11 protein-coding genes and 1 pseudogene are annotated in these 19,474 nt (G+C 62.5%); 10 read left to right on the forward strand and 2 right to left on the reverse strand.

Annotated elements, in window-relative coordinates; all coding sequences use genetic code 11:
- Positions 1-4 precede the first annotated feature (4 nt).
- Together IPI01_11810 and hrpB are read right to left on the reverse strand one after the other, a co-directional pair.
- Positions 5-1,765 carry a hypothetical protein gene (locus tag IPI01_11810; protein MBK7258464.1) on the reverse strand — a complete coding sequence of 587 codons (1,761 nt, stop codon included), beginning with the start codon at positions 1,763-1,765 and terminating at the stop codon, positions 5-7.
- Positions 1,766-1,877: 112 nt separating this feature from the next.
- Positions 1,878-4,329 (reverse strand): annotated as a pseudogene (gene hrpB / locus IPI01_11815) (ATP-dependent helicase HrpB).
- 236 nt (positions 4,330-4,565) lie between these two features.
- Here hrpB and IPI01_11820 point away from each other — a divergent pair.
- From IPI01_11820 to IPI01_11865, 10 genes are all read left to right on the forward strand, one after another.
- The gene (locus IPI01_11820; GenBank protein ID MBK7258465.1) at positions 4,566-5,525 is read left to right on the forward strand and encodes a PEGA domain-containing protein; all 960 of its coding nucleotides are present in this window, start codon (positions 4,566-4,568) and stop codon (positions 5,523-5,525) included.
- 602 nt (positions 5,526-6,127) lie between these two features.
- Positions 6,128-7,120 (forward strand): hypothetical protein, encoded by a 993-nt coding sequence (locus IPI01_11825; protein MBK7258466.1) that lies wholly within the window; start codon positions 6,128-6,130, stop codon positions 7,118-7,120.
- Positions 7,120-8,715: a hypothetical protein gene (locus IPI01_11830; GenBank protein MBK7258467.1), complete on the forward strand. Its 1,596-nt coding sequence runs from the start codon at positions 7,120-7,122 to the stop codon at positions 8,713-8,715. The genes IPI01_11825 and IPI01_11830 overlap by 1 nt, the downstream gene beginning before the upstream one ends.
- A 309-nt stretch (positions 8,716-9,024) precedes the next feature.
- Positions 9,025-11,496 carry an FAD-dependent oxidoreductase gene (locus IPI01_11835; GenBank protein MBK7258468.1) on the forward strand — a complete coding sequence of 824 codons (2,472 nt, stop codon included), beginning with the start codon at positions 9,025-9,027 and terminating at the stop codon, positions 11,494-11,496.
- Position 11,497: 1 nt separating this feature from the next.
- Positions 11,498-12,859: a putative aminohydrolase SsnA gene (ssnA, locus tag IPI01_11840; GenBank protein MBK7258469.1), complete on the forward strand. Its 1,362-nt coding sequence runs from the start codon at positions 11,498-11,500 to the stop codon at positions 12,857-12,859.
- A gap of 66 nt (positions 12,860-12,925) precedes the next feature.
- Complete coding sequence (locus tag IPI01_11845) at positions 12,926-14,131, forward strand: YgeY family selenium metabolism-linked hydrolase (GenBank protein MBK7258470.1); 1,206 nt, start codon at positions 12,926-12,928, stop codon at positions 14,129-14,131.
- Between the two features lie 9 nt (positions 14,132-14,140).
- Entirely contained in the window at positions 14,141-15,373 is a 1,233-nt protein-coding gene (gene thrC, locus IPI01_11850) for a threonine synthase (protein ID MBK7258471.1), read from the forward strand.
- A complete protein-coding gene (locus tag IPI01_11855) occupies positions 15,370-16,719 on the forward strand; it encodes an amidohydrolase family protein (GenBank protein ID MBK7258472.1) in 1,350 nt (449 codons plus the stop codon). The genes thrC and IPI01_11855 overlap by 4 nt, the downstream gene beginning before the upstream one ends.
- Complete coding sequence (locus tag IPI01_11860) at positions 16,707-18,977, forward strand: xanthine dehydrogenase family protein (protein MBK7258473.1); 2,271 nt, start codon at positions 16,707-16,709, stop codon at positions 18,975-18,977. Before IPI01_11855 ends, IPI01_11860 begins: the two co-directional genes overlap by 13 nt.
- Complete coding sequence (locus IPI01_11865; protein MBK7258474.1) at positions 18,974-19,474, forward strand: (2Fe-2S)-binding protein; 501 nt, start codon at positions 18,974-18,976, stop codon at positions 19,472-19,474. Before IPI01_11860 ends, IPI01_11865 begins: the two co-directional genes overlap by 4 nt.

The following is a 19,474-nucleotide window of genomic DNA, read 5'->3' on the forward strand; positions in this document are numbered from 1 at the left end:
GGGCTCACACTTCGTCAGGTGAAGGGAGGTTCTTGTACCAGGTGAAATACAGGATCACCGCCAGCGTGAGGGCGATCGCGATCCAGAGCCACATCATGTCCCATGTGCGCAGGAACATGTAGAAGGGGACAAGGGCGAGGGAGACCTGGAAGATCACCGTGAGCCCGCCGTTCAGAACATCCATCATGGGCATCTTGTCGTTGCGCGGTACGAGTCCGCGGGATTCGGCCTCCCGCCGCACCGGCCCCCAGAAACCGAAGGGGCGGACCTTAGAATAGAAGGCGACGAGTGTATCCATCGCCGTGGGTTTCATGGAGGCACCGATCGCGAGGGTCAGCACGAACGAAGCGAAGGTGTCGGCGGCCAGCGTCAGCACCACGCCCCATTCCGGGAATGCCACTTTCTGGAAGACAATGAACGCGGCGGTGGCGATCATGCTCCAGACGAACGCTTTCGCGCTGAACCGCCACCAGTGCCAGCGGCAGGTGGAGGGGACGAGGATCATGGTGACGACCACGAAGATCATCGTCTCCCATGCGGACACGATATCATTGAAGGCGAGGCTGAAGACGAACCCGAGGATGATTGCGCCGACCGAGGCGAGTTGTCCGGCGCGCACCAGTTGTTTGCCGGTCATGTTCTTCGCCCAGTAGCGTGCGAGGAAATCGTTCGTGACCACCGAGCTGGTCACGTTGATCATGGCGCTCAGGGTGGACATCAGGGCGGCGAGGAGGACCGCCATGAAGATCCCCTGCAGGCCGACGGGGAGCTTCTTGAGGACCAGCGGCATGATCTTCTCGGCATCGAAGCCGGCGGAGCTGCCCAGGTGGACGATCCCGAGAACGAGGAACGAGCAGGCGATGATCCAGCGGAGGGTGTAGCCGAGAGTCCAGGTGCCGGCAGCGAGCGATGCGGCGCGGGGGCTCTTCACGCTCAGGAAGAACTGGAAGTCCCACACGTTCGGGCCAGCGAGCACGCGGAAGATCAGCCAGCCAAAGCCGGCGAGCAGCATGGTGCCGAAGGCGTCGTAGTGTGCGTAGGCTGCGGGTGTTTCGCTGAGATACGAGGGCCACAGTTGCCAGGCCGGTGCGAGGGAACTCCATTCGGGCGCCTTGGCGGCGAAGACCGCGGGGTCCATGGAGGATTGCATGGCCATCACCGCAAGAACGATCGCGCCGATGGCGATAATGACGGTCTGAAAGACATCGGTGGCGATCACGCCTTTGAAGCCGCCGAGGGTGACATAGATGCCGACGATGCCGAAGACGATGAGCGACGACTGCCAGCGGCTGAAGGGGAGGAACTCTTCGGCGAACTTGCCGGTGCCCACGGCCATGAACATCAGGTTGAAGACCATGAGGATGAGGAGGAATGAGGCGGCGGCGATGCGGGCATGTTCGGTGTCGCGCGTGTCGCCGAAGCGGGTCACATTCCACTCCGCAAAGGTCATGACGCCCGAGCGGCGGATGTATTTTGCCTGGAACGCCATATAGAAGCAGATGATCAGCCATCCCCAGAAGATGTGGGTCATCCAGATGCTTTTCACGCCCAGGTAGAACATCGCGCCCACGAGTGCCATCGTGCCGCCGATATCGATGTAGCTGGAGCATCCGGAGAGGCCAAGCATCCACCACTGCACGTTCCGGTCGGCGAGGAAGTAGGCGTCGGCATTTGCGGTTGCCTTTTTCTGAACATACACGCCGATGAGGGCATTCAGGATAAGGTAGGCGATGACGATCGCCATATCGATGGGATGGAGCGGCATAGGGTTCCTTTGCGGGGAGGTGGAAACGACCCCCTATTATAGAGCAAACGACGGAAATATGCAAGCAAACGATTGCACCGCCTTTTTGAAGCGCCCGACCAACCTGGTCGGGCTAACCGGGATCCTCCGGCCACTTGTGCTTCGGATACCGCGCCCGCATCTGCTTGCGGACGTCGGCGTACGCATTCGCCCAGAAGCTAGCAAGATCCGACGTGACGGCCAGTGGCCGGCCGGCGGGGGAAAGAAGATGCAGCAGGACTTTCACCTTTCCCGCAGCGACGGTGGGGTTCTGCTTCTGTCCGAACATATCCTGCAGCTTCACGGCCATCACCGGCTGGTCCCCGGCCGCATAGTCCAGATGCACTTTGCGTCCGACCGGAGAAGTAAGCACGGGTGGCGCGAGAGTCTCCACCAACCGGCGGTTCTTCTCTCCGAGCAACTGCCGGACGATCCCGCTCAGGTCGAGTCTCTCCAAATGTGCGATACGGCTCAGTCCGTGCAGATGCGGGAGCAGCCACTCCTCCGCGCTTGCCAGAAGGTGTTCATCACTCAGATCGGGCCAGGCTTCACCGGCCAACCCGCGTCTGCGCAGCCACTCGCTCCGCGATCGCACTCCATCCGTCTCACGGTGCCAGGGGAGGCAGCCAATGCCCGCGACGATCTCCTTGAGGAGAAGCTCCGCGGCTTCACCGGCATCCGGGGTGACCATCTGCTCCGCGATCGTCACCGCACCGAGCCGGCGGAAGCGGCGGGCGAGCACCGCTTCGGTCCGGCCATCCCAGAAGAGTTCGTCCGTTGTCACGATCGACCCGGCGCAGTGGGTATCGATCTCGTCCTTCGTGACCGGTGCCGCGAGGAAGATCTTCGCTTCGAGTCCGGCGCCGTCCACATCGCCGACGGCAAGGAATTCGTGCCGCGAGAGCTGGCTCCAATCGGGAAGCAGCGCGCCGGTAGTGTTGGCGAGAAGGTAGCGTCGTCCGCCGTCCTCGCGCCTGCGCGCGATGCGGTCGGGGAAGGCGAGTGCGAGCAACACACCGGGGCGAGCGTCGGTCGTATCGTCCTTGTGGGCGCCGATGAGCATGCGGAGACGCCGTGCATCCGCCTGGATGCGCGAGCGTGCCGCGGCCTCTCCGCGCCCTTCGCCGCGCATCACGGCAAGTTGACCGTCCAGGTCGATATCCGCCTTTGCATTGCCACGCGAGATCTCCGGTCCCTCCAGCAGTGCGGCGATCTCGCATGCGAGCCGCCATGCCCAGTTCCTTCCCGCGGAGGATCATATGCGCAAGGCGAGGATGCACGGGGCGATCGCTCATCGCCTTGCCGCGCGGGGTCATACGTCCCGCTGCATCGAGTGCCCCGAGTTGTGTGAGCAATGTTGTTGCCTGTGACAGATGATGCGGGGGCGGCTGATCCAGGAAACGGAGTGTGCCGGCATCCTTCACGCCCCACCGTGCAAGATCGAGAGCAAGCGGTGCAAGGTCGGCGGCGAGGATCTCCGGTGTCGGATACCGGTCACGCCGTTCTTCTTCTGAAGTTGTCCAGAGCCGGTAGCACACACCCGGCGCCTGGCGTCCTGCGCGGCCCCGGCGCTGGTCCGCGGTGGCAATGGTGGCGGGGACCGTGATCAATCCGGACATCCCCCGGCGCGGGTCGAAGTGCGGCACACGGGCGAGTCCGCTGTCCACCACCACGCGCACGCCGTCGATGGTGAGGCTGGTCTCCGCCACGCTCGTGGCGAGAATGATCTTCCGCGCACCGTTCGCGGCGGGAAGCAGGGCAGAATCCTGATCGGCGCGCGACGCTTCGCCGTGGAGCAGGTGGACGTGAATGTCCGGTGAGAGCCGGGCGTCGCCCAGCATATCCCTGCACCGGTAGAGCTCCCGGCGGCCCGGGAGGAAGACGAGCAGATCACCTTCCGTTTCCTTGAGTGCACGCTGCACGGTCTCGACAATGTTCTTCTCGATGAAGCCTTCCAGAGGGAATGTGCGGTGGACCGTTTCGATCGGGAACATCTTCCCCTCGCTCCGGACGACCGGAGCATCGCCGAGGATCTTCCCGACCGCGGCGCCATCGAGCGTTGCTGACATGACGAGGATGCGGAGATCCGCGCGGAGATGCGTGCGCGCATCGAGAGCGAGGGCGAGTCCGAGGTCGGCGTGGATGCTCCGTTCATGGAATTCGTCGAAGATCAGGAGCGCAACACCGGGGAGGTCCGGCGCGTCCTGGAGCATACGCGTCAGGATCCCTTCGGTCACGATCTCGATGCGTGTCCGTGCGGACACGCGCGACTCGCCGCGTATCCGGTAGCCGATCGTTTCGCCGACGCTCTCACCTGTGAACGATGCCATGTACTCCGCGGCGCGGCGTGCGGCCAGGCGGCGCGGTTCGAGCATCAGGATCTTTCCGGCGGGGAAGCCGGACGTGGCGAGGAGACCCGGAGGAACGCGCGTGGTCTTCCCGGCGCCGGGCGGGGCGATGAGTATCGCCATGCCTGCTCTTGTGAGGGCAGCAGCGAGTTCCGGAAGTGCGGAATCGACGGGAAATGAATGCTTCTGGGAAGCCATACGGGTGCAGTCAATCTACGATGAGCTCTTCTGAGAGTCAATGTGCGCTGAGGTCCGGGGCGCACTGTGGAGCCAGCTGCAGACCTTGACTTTTCGGGCCGTCTGCGGTATCTTCAAGAACACCATTCGCAGCTTCCTTTCGCACTTCACACCGTTTTTTGACGCGCCGCACACTCCACAAGCACCGGGGGAATCCGATCGTGCCGTACGCCCTAAAGGTCTCAGAATATCCATGCGTGGGCCAGGACATCGTTGGTCAACACCCATCACGTCTCCTCTGCATAGTCTTCTGCCTGCTCGTTCCCACGCTGCTCGTTGCACAACCATCGACACCTGTCACGATCCCTCAACTCTCGTCGATCCCGTCTGCTCTTTCCCGGGTGAAGGTGAGCTGTGCCCCGGAGAGTTGCCGCGTCTATCTGGACAGCGTGTACCGGGGACGGAGCCCGATCGTGATCGATAGTGTTGCTCCGGGTCCGCATTCGGTCTGGGTCTTCAAGGTCGGGTACACTTCTGTTGAGACCCGCTTTGCCACCCATGCGGGCGAGACAGCGGAGATCCTTCCGCGGCTTCTCCCTTCATTCGGGACGCTTGTCCTGACCTCCAATCAAGAGGGTACCCGATTCTTCCTCGACGGAAAAGCGATCGGTGATGACGCCGCATCCGATACCGCGGTCGTTCCGACCACCTACATGTTGGAGGCACGATCCGGTGATCGATCAGCATTCACCGAGATCAGCGTCACGCGCGATCAGCGGAATATCTGGCGCGCAGCTCTGGGTGTGCCGTCGGCAGGGCGTGCGATTCTCGGTGGCCTCTTTCCCGGCACGAACCAATTGTCTGATGCGTCATTCCTGAAGGGGTTTCTCTTCCTTGGCGCTGCAGTGGGGAGCGTCGCCTATCTCACGATGACAGACCGCGCGTATCGGACGGCCGCGAGTGCGTTTGACGATGCGCAGGCCACGTATCTCGCTGCCCGGGACGAAGCGACAGCCAGGTCAGCGCATGAACTCATGAAAGTGAAACAAGAAGCTCTGAGGGATGCCTCGCGACGGGCATATGTGGCACTCGGCGCCACCGTCCTGGTCTGGGCTTTGAATCTGGCCGATGTCATTCTGCATCATGCGCTCAAGGACACGATCAAGAAGATCTCTGGCATGTCCTCGATGCAGATCTCCACCAGCCGTCAGGCTTAAGCGAGACTCATGTTGTCCTGTCGTATGCCTTCTGAGTGTCCCACATGATACTACGAGTGATCGGGAGTATAGCGGTGGTGCTGTCGTGCGCCGGGTGTTTTGAGGTGCCTGACATGGCTGGCAGCAATCCATTGGATCCTCTCCCGGGACAGCGTACAACCCTCCTGCGCCGGGCCTGGTGACCGCGCGTGCGTACTCGGATGTTCTGATCGAAGTGTCATGGGAAGACCGGTCATCCTGGGAATCGGGCTTTCGCGTGGAGCGGAGGGCAGGGGGAAATACGGAGGTGGACTTCGCCATCATGCTACCCCCGAACACGACGACGTTCAGGGACACACTTCCCGTCGACCCCTCTTCACGGTGTACACCTATCGGGTTGCAGCCATCGGCCAAGGCAAGGTCCTGCACTACGGCAAAGAAGTGTCCATAAGCGTCGGGTTACCCGGGCCGGACCGCTTCGGGCTTGCCCGGATCTGCCAGGACGAGATCGTGCTCGCCTGGGATCCCTTCAAGGAAATGGTATCCGGGTACGAACTCACACGCAGTGTGAACGGGGGTGCATACGAAGGGATCGCTCTTCCTGGAAATGCTGCTGTGAACACGTGGACCGATCGCAGTGTCCGCCCCTCGGATTCGTACACGTACAGGATGCGGGCACGTACGCCCGCAATGCCGGACTCTGGAGCGAACTGCGGTTGCGCTATGAGTCTGCCCCTGTCACACTGGTCCGGACCTATAGTCTCCCCAATCCGACAGTTGCGGCGTACAGCAGGGATGAATCAATGATCGCGATCGGTAATGATGGAGTTGTCCAGATCCTGGATGCACGGGACGGGACCCCCTTGTGTACCTTCCGGACCAGGGTCGGGCAGGCTGCTTTCAATCCAGATGGGAAGACCCTCGCGACCACCTGGGGAGAATATCTCCGCCTGTGGGATGCGGCGTCCGGTCAGTTGATATGGGAGATCCGGGAAAGTTCTTCGTTCGCTGCTCTGGCGTTCGCACCGGACGGAGCAACGCTCGTTGCAGGGGGTGAGTCCGGGGGACTGATTCTCGATGTGCCATCCGGTGCTTTGCGCCGACGGACGGCCGTAGGTATCAGGCGCGCTGGCTTCATCAACGCGACGGGCCTTCTCGCACTTATGGACATCAACGGTGTGATCAGGATCATCGATCCTGTCACCTTGCAGGAGCACGCGCACTATGAGGCGTGGAAGGCCGGACGCATGGCGGTTAGTCCTGACGGGTTGAACATCGTAACGGTGTCGAAGCCCGGTGAGATCGCACTCCTCCGGTCGGCGGACCTGAGTGTCAGCGCGACCGGGGACTATCCGAGTTCCCACGGGATCTCAGATCTTGAGTTTCTGAGGACACCGCATGGCATCGTTCTTGGCCTGAGCGGATCGGGAGGAGGTGTGATCGAGGTTCGCGGCTACGATCTCGTGCGACAGATGTCGTTCAAGGCGGAATCCGATGCGATCCGGGACATCAGCCCTTCGCGCCTCACAACCAGTTTTGCCACGTGCGCTGCTTCATATAGTATTCAGAGTGTCAAGGTGTGGGCGTTGGATGGTTACTGGAAAGTGGTGCCGTGATGAGACGGAAAGAGGTGTACCGGAAATTGCTGATACTCTTGTCCTGGATGGTCGTTGCTTCGGCCGGATGCAATGAGACGCCGGACCTGATCTTTTCGAATATCCATGACCCTGCGTGGTCGGAATACCTGCCGGCGGCGCCATCCCGTGTGGCGATCCGGACCATTGCCGATACGCTGTTCCGTGTCTCGTGGCACGACGACAGTGAGGGAGAAACCGGATTCAGGGTGGAGCGGAAGACGACCGCGGAAGGCTATTTCCGAACGGTCGCAGTCGTGCCACGGAATACCACGCTGTTCGACGATCGAGAGGCGAAGGCGGCAGATACGGAGTATTGGTATCGCGTGGCCGCCATCGCCCCGAACGGCGTTGAAAACGCCTTGGGGTCCGTCTCCGCCAGATTCCGTGTGCTCGCGCCCGAGGAACTCGCCTGCTCGGGCGCAGGTGAGACATCGGTTCGCATCTCCTGGAAACCCGACACTTCTGTCGGCTCCCGGATCCGTATCCAGCGGAAGGTGAAGTTCGGTGTGTATTCGGACGTCAAGGTTGTTGACGGAACGGATACGGTGTTCGTCGACGGGTCTGTGGACCATCGGGAGATGTATTACTACCGGCTCCAACGTGCGACGTCATCCCTTGCTTCCTCCTGGAGCGAGGAGATGCCTGTGGCATTCAGTGTGACGGGCGCGACGTCTCTACGGACGGTGCAGACACCCTACTGGTTGGAAGATATGCGATTGAGTGATGACGATGGGGTGATCGCAGTGCTCAATAGCAATGGTTCGGCGGGTGCCTACCGTGTGGCGGATGGCTCACTCCTTTCTCTCCTTCCGATCCCTTCCCGGTCCGTCGCGGGGTTCGCGCTCTCCGGCGACGCCAGTGTCCTCGGGGTGGGGTGGAACAAGGACTCGTCTGCCTTCTCATTCTTTCGCGTGAGCACCGGGACGCTGATCAGAACGGTCCGCGTACGGGGAACGACCAGAGCGTTGGAGATCACCGATGACGGCAAGCGGGCGATACTCTCGTGCGATTCCAGTGCCATCGAGATATGGGATATCGACCGTGGGATCCTCGAACGATCACTGCCAGGCTTTCCGGGAAAGGGCCCATCATTGTTCCTTCATCCCGACAACGTCACACTTGTTACAGGCGCTGACAATGCGGTCCGCTTCTGGGATATCATTTCGGGACAGGAATTGCGACGCGTTGCCGGTGGCGAGTTCCTGAAACATCCGTGCATCGACGAAAATGGCGACGTCCTGGGTGCAGTGGTGTATGGTTGGGGAGGTTACGATGGAACGTTCCGTATCCACAATTTCAGCCGGGATGTGATCAGAGACGTTCTGGTCATCCCCGGGAACGGTACGATCAACGCGGCGGCCATGCATCCGGCGTATCGTGTCATCCTGACGGCCGGACTCGGCGAAACCTATGCGATGAGTTCGTTGAGCGGTGTCACCTGTGCAGTGCTCAAATCGAATAGCAATGACGACGAGGCCGTTACCTTGATGAGGGGCGGAAACACGGTGTTGATCGGCGGACAGTCGGGAGAAATTCGATCCTGGCACCTCGATTTCGGTTGGAGGCGAATGTGACCATCACCGGGATGCGTGCGTCCGGCTGGTCGCCCATCCTTGTTCCCCCCGTTCTGGAAAGTTGTTGACCCCGCCTGGAAACCTCATTTGTGACCGAGCCCCCCCTGTCCCTGGAGTGCTACCTGCAGCATGACACGATTTGCCGCGGATCCGAGAGGTCCCACAGCGTTCATCGTCCCCTCCTGGCGAGTCCCCCGGACGCTCGATCCTGACACTCAAACCGCCAGCACCGTTGATAATCCCGTGTATATGTAGTAACTTTATACACTAGAGAGGAATCCCGACGTGACAGTGAGAAGGACCGGGGAGCTGACCGAAGCCCAGCTTCGGCAGGAACTCTCCCGATGCGAGTCGTGCGAGGAGAAGCCGTGCAAAGAACATTGCCCGGCCGATTGTTCCCCCGCCGATTTCATCATGGCGGCCCGCGCCGGCGGGCCATCGGACTACCGGCGCGCAGCGGCCCTCATCATGGGGAGCAATCCGCTCGGAGGCATCTGCGGCGCCATCTGCCCAGATAACCTCTGCATGAAAGGGTGCGTCCATCGCCTCTTCGACCACCCCATCAACATCCCCGCTGTTCAATCGTCGATCATCCGCAGAGCATACGACGCCGGCATGCCGCCGTTCCCGGCAGCGCCGTCCAATGGCAAACGCATCGCCGTTGTGGGCGCAGGTCCGGCCGGACTCGCAGGTGCCGCGGTGCTTGCGCAAAAAGGGTACACGGTCGACATCTACGAGCAGTCCGACCGTGCCGGCGGGATGTGCAATCTCATTCCCGCATCGCGCCTCTCCCGCGCAGACCTCCAGCGCGACATCGACTTCACGCTCGCCCTCGGCGATACGATCCTCTTCACCGAGGCCACGATCCTGGATCCTGTGAAGCTCCTGGAAGGGGGAACGTACGAGGCGGTGCTTGTCACATCAGGTCTCGATAGGCCGATGCCCGCGCGCATTCCCGGAGAACAGTATGCGATGACGTGGGAGGACTTCCTCACGTATCACGATGCCGTACAACTCAAGAACAAGCGGGTCCTGATCATCGGCGGCGGCGCCATCGCTGTGGATTGTGCCACGACCGCCGCGCGCGGCGGTGCCGCGCATTGCGAACTGGTGTACCGGCGCAAGATGGAGAACATGCCGCTGACCGCGTACGAGCGCGATCTTCTCCTCTCTCATGGCGTGGAGATCACCACCGGCACACGCGTGACGAAGGTGCATCACAAGGCGGGTGCGGTCACCGGCGTGACGACCATGAAGCAGTATGTGCGCCGGGGGAAGAAGCCGACCCCTGACAACTTTGCCCCGCTGCCGAAAGAGAAGTCTGCGTTCCGTTCCTGTGATGTCGTGATCACTGCGATCGGCAGCACCTCCCGGTTCGATCCGAAAAAACTGCGCCGCGTGTTCACCGCCGGCGATATGGTGCATGGTGCCGCGACGGTCGTGGAGGCTGTTGCCTCCGGGAAGAACGCCGCCGAAGCCATCGACGCGGAGTTGTCCGGCGAGAAGCCGTTCCGTATGCCCCGCACGCCGAAGAGCCATGTAACGCTCGCCGGGCGTACGATGCGTCCGGTGCCGCTGACGACCTCGTTCTTCGGCCGGAAGATCCTCTCGCCGCTCCTCCTCTCGGCCGCGCCGCACACCGACGGGTACGAGCAGATGGTGAAGGCGTACAAGGCCGGATGGGCTGGCGGCGTGATGAAGACCGCCTTCAACGATGTGCCGGTGCACATCCCCGGCGGCTACATGGTGGTGTTCGGCGATTCCACCTACGGCAACTTCGACAATGTCTCCGGCCACCCGCTCAAACGCGTGGCCGATGAAGTGCGCGCACTGGTGCGCGAGTTCCCCGAACGCCTCACCCTGGCATCCACCGGCGGACCGGTGTCGGGCAACGATACCACGGACCGTACCGCGTGGCAAACGAATACGAAGATCCTCGAGGATGCCGGTGCGATGGGGATCGAGTACAGCCTGTCGTGTCCGCAGGGGGGCGACGGCATGGACGGCGATGTGGTGTCGCAGAATGCCGAACTTTCCGCGAAGATCATCGACTGGGTGATGGAGGCCGGCGATCCGGATGTGCCGAAGATCTTCAAGCTGACCGGCGCGGTGACATCCATGCGCGCGATCGCGCTCCGGATCAAAGAGGTGTTCGCGCAGTACCCGGACAAGCAGGCGGGGATCACGCTCGCAAACAGCTTCCCTGCACTGGCGTGGCAGCCGGTGCCGGACAGCCGCGGGAACCGCGGCGTGATCGTCGGGATGTCCGGCGAAGGCGTCCTTCCGATCACCTACCTTACGCTCGCCCGTGTGTCGGACCTCGGACTGTACATTTCCGGCAACGGCGGTGCGATGGATCACCGCGCGGCCGCAGGGTTCCTTGCCCTGGGCGCTTCCTCCGTGCAGTTCTGCACTGCCGTCATGAAGTACGGGCTGGGCGTGGTGGATGAACTGGAATCCGGCCTGAGCTATTACCTCGCCGGCCGCGGCATGAAGAGCGTGCAGGAACTCATCGGGTCGTCCGCGCAGATGCCGGTGGTCCCCTTCGATCAACTGACCGCGACGAAGCAGGTGCCGTCGCTGACCGCTGCGCTCTGCGAACACTGCGGCAACTGCGCCCGGTGCCCGTACATGGCGATCAGCATGGATGGCCGGGCACTGCCGGTGATCGACGCATCCCGCTGTATCGGCTGCTCGCTCTGCGCACAGAAATGCTTCGCGGGGGCGCTCCATATGCGCGACCGGTCCGCTGTCGAACTCGCCGGGATGCTGGAGCACTGACATGGCCTCCCGCCTCCTCCTCGTGAACGGCATCATCGCCGACCCGTCACCCGTCTCCCCGCGTGTACTCTATGACCACGCGCTCATGATCGAAGGCGGCAGGATCGCACGCATCGCACCGTCGCACGAGTTCAACGACCTGGAAGTGGACTACCTGGACCTCAGCGGCCGGCTGATCCTGCCGGGGTTCATCAACCTGCATACGCATCTCTACAGCACCTTCGCCCGCGGTCTCCATACCGTACAGCCTGCCGCGGATTTCACCGGCGTCCTGAAGAACCTCTGGTGGAAACTGGACCGCGCGCTTTCTGTCGACGCATCCTATTATGGTGCCGTGCCGGTCCTTCTTGAGGCGATTCGCTGCGGAACCACGACGATCGTCGATCATCACGCGAGCCCTCACGCCGTGCGTGGTTCGCTCCCTGCATTGCATCGCGCCATGAAGGATACCGGCCTGCGTGGATGCCTGTGCTATGAAGTGTCTGACCGCGACGGCGAAAAGGTCGCCGCGGAGGGGATCGAGGAAAACGCGGACTTCCTTGCTTCGTGCCGGGGCCAGCAGGATAGCCTGATCGCCGGTCTCTTCGGGTTGCATGCGTCCTTCACGCTCTCCGACCGGACCCTGGAACGTGCCGCTGTGGCTGCAAAGGCCTCGAACGCTGGATTCCATATCCACGTTGCAGAAGCGGCCGCCGATCAGGACGGAACGCTGAAGATGACAGGCAAACGTGTCGTGGAACGTCTCCACCACAAGGGGATCCTCGGAGAGCGGACCATCGCCGCGCATGCTGTCCATGTGGACGATGCGGAAATGGACTTGTTGGCATCGACCGGTACCGTCGTTGCCCACAACCCGCAATCGAATATGAACAATGCCGTCGGCATCGCCGATGTGGAACGTCTGCGCGCACGGGGAGTCGCGGTGGGCCTGGGTACCGATGCGATGACGCACGATATGCGCCAGGAACTGCGTGCCGGGCTCTGGGCGCAGCGTTTGAAACAGGGATCGCCGTCGGCCGGGTGGGCGGCGATGCTTGCAGCACAGTGGGAAACGAACCCGATGATGGCGAGCCGGCTGTTCGGCACCCCGGTGGGAACAATGGCGGAGGGAGCTGCTGCGGATCTGGTCGCGCTGGAATACGACCCTGCCACGCCACTCACGCATGATTCACTCCACGGCCATCTGGTGTTTGGCATCGCTTCCGCGACCGTGGATACGACGATCGTCGGCGGGCGGGTCCTGATGTACCGGCGAAAGCTGGAGTTGGAATTGGATGAAGCGGAAGTGATGGCAAAGGCGCGCGAGGCCGCGAGTGGTGTGTGGGGGCGCGTAGCGAATGAAGAATTGAGAACTAAGAACTAAGAATTCCTAATTCTTCATTGAGTTGACAATTCGATAATTCTGAATATTCGACGAGTATCATACATCATGGCTGACAAGAATCTTACCCGTGCAACGGCTCTGGAACAGGACACCGTCCGGATCCTGTGCGACCTGATCAAGACACCATCGTTCTCCTCGAAAGAGAAGGACGTCATCGAGGTCATCCGCAAAGAGATGACCGCCATTGGCTTCGACGAGGTCCGCATCGACGGCCTGGGAAGCGTGATCGGACGCATCGGCCACGGCCCGCGTGTGATCTGCTTCGACGCCCATATCGATACCGTGTACGCCGGCGACCTCACGCAGTGGAAGACCGATCCGTTCGTGCCGAAGGTGGCCGACGGCAAGGTCTGGGGACGCGGCACGGTGGACCAGAAGGGCGGCATGGCAAGCATGCTCACCGCCGGACGCATGATCAAGGAACTCGGATTGGAGGACAAGGTAACGGTCCTCTTCACCGGTACCGTCATGGAAGAGGATTGCGACGGCCTCTGCTGGCTCCACCTCATCCGTGAAGAGAACATCCGCCCGGAACTCGTGGTGATCACCGAGCCGACGAATATGAACATCTACCGCGGACACCGCGGAAGGATGGAGATCCACGTTTCCGTGAAGGGCGTGAGCTGCCACGGGTCCGCCCCCGAGCGCGGCGTGAACGCCATCTACAAGGCATCGAAGATCGCTCTGGAGATCGAAAAGCTGAACGACCGCCTGAAGAACGATCCGTTCCTCGGGAAGGGGACCGTGACGGTGACCGAGATCGTCTCCTCCTCGCCCTCGCTCTGTGCCGTCGCCGATGGCGCACGCCTCCACCTGGACCGCCGGCTCACCGCAGGCGAGACACGTGAGAGTGCGATCGCCGAGGTGCAGGATGCGGCCGCCCGCGCGGGCATCACGGATGCCATCGTGCAGCCGTTGACCTACAACGAGGCCGCGTACACGGGCAAGGTGTATCCGATGGAGAAGTACTATCCAACGTGGGTCATGTCCGAAGATTCGCCGTACCTGAAGAGCGCCGTTGCTGCGTACACCACGACGTTCGGCAAAGCACCGCTGGTAGATAAATGGACGTTCAGCACGAACGGCATCGCGGTGGCGGGCATCCATGGCATCCCGTGTCTCGGCCTTGGCCCCGGCAACGAAGTGTATGCCCATGCGCCGAACGAGGCAACGCCCATCGAACATCTGACCGGTGCGGCAGCGTTCTACACGAGCCTGGTCGAGACCCTGGCGAAGAGCCCGAAACCCTGACGGACAACGATGACCCCCTTCCGCTATACATGTACGGTGTGCAGCCGCTCGTTCGCCCGTGACGAGGTCCGGTATCTCTGTCCGGAGTGCGGGAAGAGCTATCGCCCCGGCATGCCGTTGAAGGGGGTGCTGGAAGTGACGTTCGATGCCGAAGCACTGCGCCGCTCGTTCGACGCCTCCCGGCCGTCGTGGGACGCGTTCTCTGCCATCGAGCCGGAGTACTTTCCGGCCTATCCTGTCGGCGGGACACCGCTCTCACCTGCAGCGCTGCTCGGGAGTGAGATCGGTCTCGACCGGCTGTTCCTGAAGAATGATGGACTGAACCCGAGTGGTTCGCTGAAGGACCGTGCGTCATTCCTGATGGTTGCGGAAGCGAACCGGCTGGGCGAGTCGACCATTGTCACCGCGTCGACGGGCAATGCCGCGAGTGCGCTCGCCGCGGTGTGCGCGGCAGCAGGGAAGAAGGCGGTGATCTTCGTCCCCTCGACAGCGCCACGCGCCAAACTCGCACAGATCCTCCTGTATGGCGCGACACTGGTGCCGGTGGCGGGAACGTATGACGATGCCTTTGCGCTCTCGCTCGAATATACGGCAGAGGAAGGCGGGCTGAACCGCAACACGGCATACCATCCGTTGACCATCGAAGGGAAGAAGACCGCCGGCCTGGAGATCTTTGCGCAGTCCGGAATGAAAGCTCCCGATGTGATCGCTGTCTCGGTGGGGGATGGGGTCATCCTGCACGGCATCCACAAGGCCTTCAAGGACCTCCTGGCCGCGGGGCTGATCCGGACGCTTCCGCGACTCCTGTGCGTTCAGGCCGAGACGTCGGATGCGATCCACCGCTACTTCATGACAGGTGCATACTCCGACGCGCTCCACCCCGTGACCGCGGCCGATTCCATCAGCGTCCGCACGCCGAGCAATGCCCACATGGCGCGGCGCGCCCTCGTGGAGTCCGGGGGCACCTCGGTGACCGTGAGCGACGACGAGATCCGTTCGGCGCAGGCGTTGCTGGCACGGACCACCGGCATCTTCGCCGAGCCGGCGGCGGCGACCGCGGTTGCCGGACTCCTGCGTGCTTCCACAAGCGGTTGGATCGCCCGCGGTGAACATGTCGTTGCATTGCTCACCGGCCATGGCCTGAAGGATGTCGACTTTGCCTTGAAAGGCGCGAAGGTTCCGGAGCCTGTCGCGCCGGACCTGGACGCCGTGCGGACATTTCTTGCGGGGGGGCGTGCATGAATCTCCTCGTCCGCAACGGGCAGGTCTGGCAGCGCGACCGGTTCGAGCATGCCGATATCCTGATCAACGACGGCGTGATCGAGAGCGTCGGATCCGTCGGTGAAGGGTTTGACGGGCCAACGATCGATGCACAGGGTTTCCCTGTGCTCCCCGGATTCATCGACATGCACACGCATCTCGACGATACCATCGGCCCCTGCATACTGGCGGATGATATCGGGTCGGGGACGCGCTGTGCGGTGCAGAACGGGATCACGACGGTGGGTACATTCGTGACCGAGACTCCCGACATCCCCCTGACCGCGGCGCTGGCGCGCATGGCGCTCCGGATCAATGGCCATGCGTATTGCGATGTTGCGGTGCACGTGACGCCGACCAGATGGGATGCGGCTGGCTGGCGCGCACTGGAGGATGTTCTTGCGTGCGGGATCCGTACGATCAAACTGTACACGACCTACCGGACTGCCGGGATCTATTCGTCGTACGATGACCTGGACGAGATCTTCCGCCTCCTGCGTGGGCGCCCGGTGCGGGTGCTGGTCCATTGCGAGGACGATCTCATGCTGGCGGCGGCCGCCGCGGAAGTGGACGACTGGTCGCACCCTTCCGCCCACGCCCAGGCACGTCCACCAGCCGCCGAAGCCGCCGCCATCCGCGCCGTCCTGGAACGCGCGGCTGCCCATGGGGTCCCTGTCCACATCGTCCACGTCTCCACGGCCGAAGGGGCGGACCTGATCGCTGCGGCACGAGGTTCGCAGGATGTGACGTGCGAGACCGGCCCGCAGTATCTCACGCTCGATGCCACATGGCTTGACCGTGCCGACGGGCACCGGTGGATCTGCTCGCCTGCGCTCCGCTCACCCGCGCTGGTGAAGCAGATGGCTGCCCGTGCGCGCGAGGGAGCATTCGATGTGTTCGCCTCTGACCATTGCCCCTTCTTCTGCGAGGACAAGGACACCGGGTGTGAGGATGTGCGGAATGTTCCCAACGGGATCCCCGGTCTCGGCGCGCTGCCCCACGTGTCGTATGCAGCATTGCAGGGCGGCAAGGGTGATCCCCTGCTCCGGCTGGGGCTGATGCTGTCGGAGAACCCGGCCCGGGTCCTGGGCCTCTACCCGCGCAAAGGGTCGCTGCAGCCCGGGGCGGATGCCGACATCATCATCGTCTCACCCGATGATGATCCGAATCAGTTACGGTCATCACTGGCGGAAACATACGAGCCCTACCCGGGCTTCCTCACCCGGCTCAGAATGCACTCGGTGCTGGTCCATGGTGTACCTATCGTCCATGATGGATTCCTCCTGGACACCGATCATCCGCAAGGGAGTTGCACATGGGAGAGCTGACGAAGACCTCGTGGCGGAATGATGCGGTGGCAAAGGTGACCGGGAAGACGAAGTACACCGACGACATCAAGGTCCCCAACGCCCTGCATGCGGTCCCGGTCTATGCCGACCACGTCCATGCCGTCCTGCGCGGCATCGATACACAGGCTGCATCGGAGGCCCCGGGTGTCGTCCGGGTCATCACGGCGAAGGACATCCCCGGTGCCAACCGCCAGGGACAGATCGTGAAGGATTTCCGGACGTTCGCCGATGACCGCATCCGCTGCCATGGCGATGTCATCGCGGTCGTCGTTGCGGAAACGCGCGAGCAGGCGATCCATGCCGCGGGATTCGTTCAGGTGGACGCCGAACCGCTCGCACCGATCCTGGACCCCGAGGAGGCGATGAGGGAAGGGTCGACGCTCGTCCACGAAGAGCTGGGCACGAATATCATCAACACGCATCACGTACGCCGCGGGAACGTCGAGAACGGATTCCGGCAGGCCGACGTGACCATCGAGCAGGACTTCCGCACGCAGTGGATCGAGCATGCGTACATGGAACCCGAGGTTGCCATCTGTATCCCGCGGCCTGACGGCGTCATGGAAGTACGCGGGAGCATGCAGCATCCGTTCAGCACACGGCGGTTCGTGGCATCGCTGCTCGGTGCGCCGCTTGCCGACGTCGAGGTTGTCGGTGTGCCGATGGGTGGCGGGTTCGGCGGGAAGGATGATACAGCGGCACTCGTGTGCGCGCGTGCGGCGCTGGCGGCCCGGCTTGTCGGGCGCCCGGTGCGCATGATGTACCGGCGCGATTGGTCCATCCGGGAGAGTTACAAGCGCCATCCGTACCGTGTGCACTACACCATGGGCCTCACGAAGGAAGGGAAGATCGTCGCCGTCCGCTGCCGCATCGTTGCCGATGGCGGCGCCTACTGCTCGGTCACCCCGTGGGTCACCTGGCGCTCCACGGTGCAGTGCTGCGGGCCGTACGATGTGCCGAACGTGCATTGTGATACGTTCGGTGTGTACACGAACAACCCTGTCACCGGCGCCATGCGCGGATTCGGGTCGCCCCAGATGAACTACGTCATCGAATCGATGATCGAGACCGCGGCAGAGCGCCTGGGCATCTCCTCCCTCGACCTCCGCCGGAAGAACATGGTCCGCCAGGGGACCACGACCATCACCGGCCAGAAATTAGATGACCACACCGTGGCGATGGAGCAGGTGCTGGACGCGGTCGTGAAGGAGATCGGATACGAAGAGAAGCTGAAGAAGAATGCCCGCGGCGCCGGGGAAGCGGAGGAGATGTATGGCATCGGACTCGCCATGAGCTATAGGGGCGTGAGCCTGGGTTCCGAGGGTGTGGACTTTTGCGCCGCGATGATCAATGTGCAGGCCGATGGCTCCGTGATCATCGAGACCGGTGTGCACGAGAACGGGCAGGGGGCGGAGGCCGCGATGATCCTGCTGACGGCAAAGGAACTCGGACTCGATCCCGAACGGATCCGCTACCGTCAGTCGTCCACGTCCGTCATCCCTGACAGCGGTACGACCGTTGCATCGCGCGGTACGATCATGGGTGGCGGGGCGATGGTGATGGCGGCGCGTGAGCTGAAGGCGAAGATGGCGGAGACCGCGGCACCCATGCTTGGATGCACGGCAGCGGATGTCCGGTTTGACAAAGCCCGGCTGTATGCCGCAACGGGAAGCGCGGCGATCCCCTTCAATGACGTGATCACCGCGATGTTCAAGCAGAAGAAGTTCCCGCATGCGTTCGGTGTCTTCCGTGCACCGACCACGTCGTGGGAGGAGGAGCATGGCCAGGGACGGGCCTACTTCACCTGGGTGTACGGCTGCCAGGCGATCGAACTGACCGTGAACAGGCGGACCGGCAAGGTGAAGCTCCTGAATGCCGTTGCCGCTCACGATGTGGGCACGGCCGTGAACAAGGGGATGCTCGAAGGGCAGTTCTTTGGCGGCATGGCGATGGGGATCGGCTATGCACTCCATGAGGCGCTGGATGTGCGCGACGGCAAGATCATGAACAGCAACCTGAATTCCTATCGCATCCCGCGATCGATGGATATGCCGCAGATGAAGGCGATCATCATCGAGAACGCCGATCCGCAGTCGCCGTCCGGCGCGAAGAGCATCGGCGAGCCGACCAATGAGCTCATGGCCCCGGCGGTCGCCAATGCCGTGTATAACGCCAGCGGGATCCGTTACACATCCCTGCCCATCCGCCCGAAACCGGCGGAAGGAGGTGCGCGATGACCATCACCGTCAATGGCCGGACGTACCCGATCACACCGGAGCAAGCGGACAAACGGCTGGTGATGTTCCTCCGCGAGGACCTCGATCTGACGGGGGCGAAGAACGCGTGCGACATCGGTGCCTGTGGCGCGTGCACGATCCTGCTGGACGATGCGCCCATGAAGATCTGCACCAAGACCGTGAGCGAAGCGGCGGGGCACCGGGTGTTGACCATCGAGGGCATGGCGGCGCCGGATGGCACACTGCATCCGTTGCAGCAGGCATTCGTGGACCACGGCGCCATCCAGTGCGGCTTCTGCACACCGGGGATGGTCCTGACTGCTCATGCCTTGCTGCTCAAGAATCCGAATCCGTCCCGGGCCGAGATCTCCCGGGCGATCTATGGCAATCTCTGCCGGTGCACGGGGTACCAGCAGATCGTCGATGCTATCGTTGCGGCCATACCGTACTATCAGCAGGCCGCACAGGAACCTGACCACAACCTCATACAACACTGA

This window comes from Ignavibacteriota bacterium (assembly GCA_016707525.1).
Classification (GTDB): Bacteria; Bacteroidota; Ignavibacteria; order UBA10030; family UBA6906; genus JAGDMK01.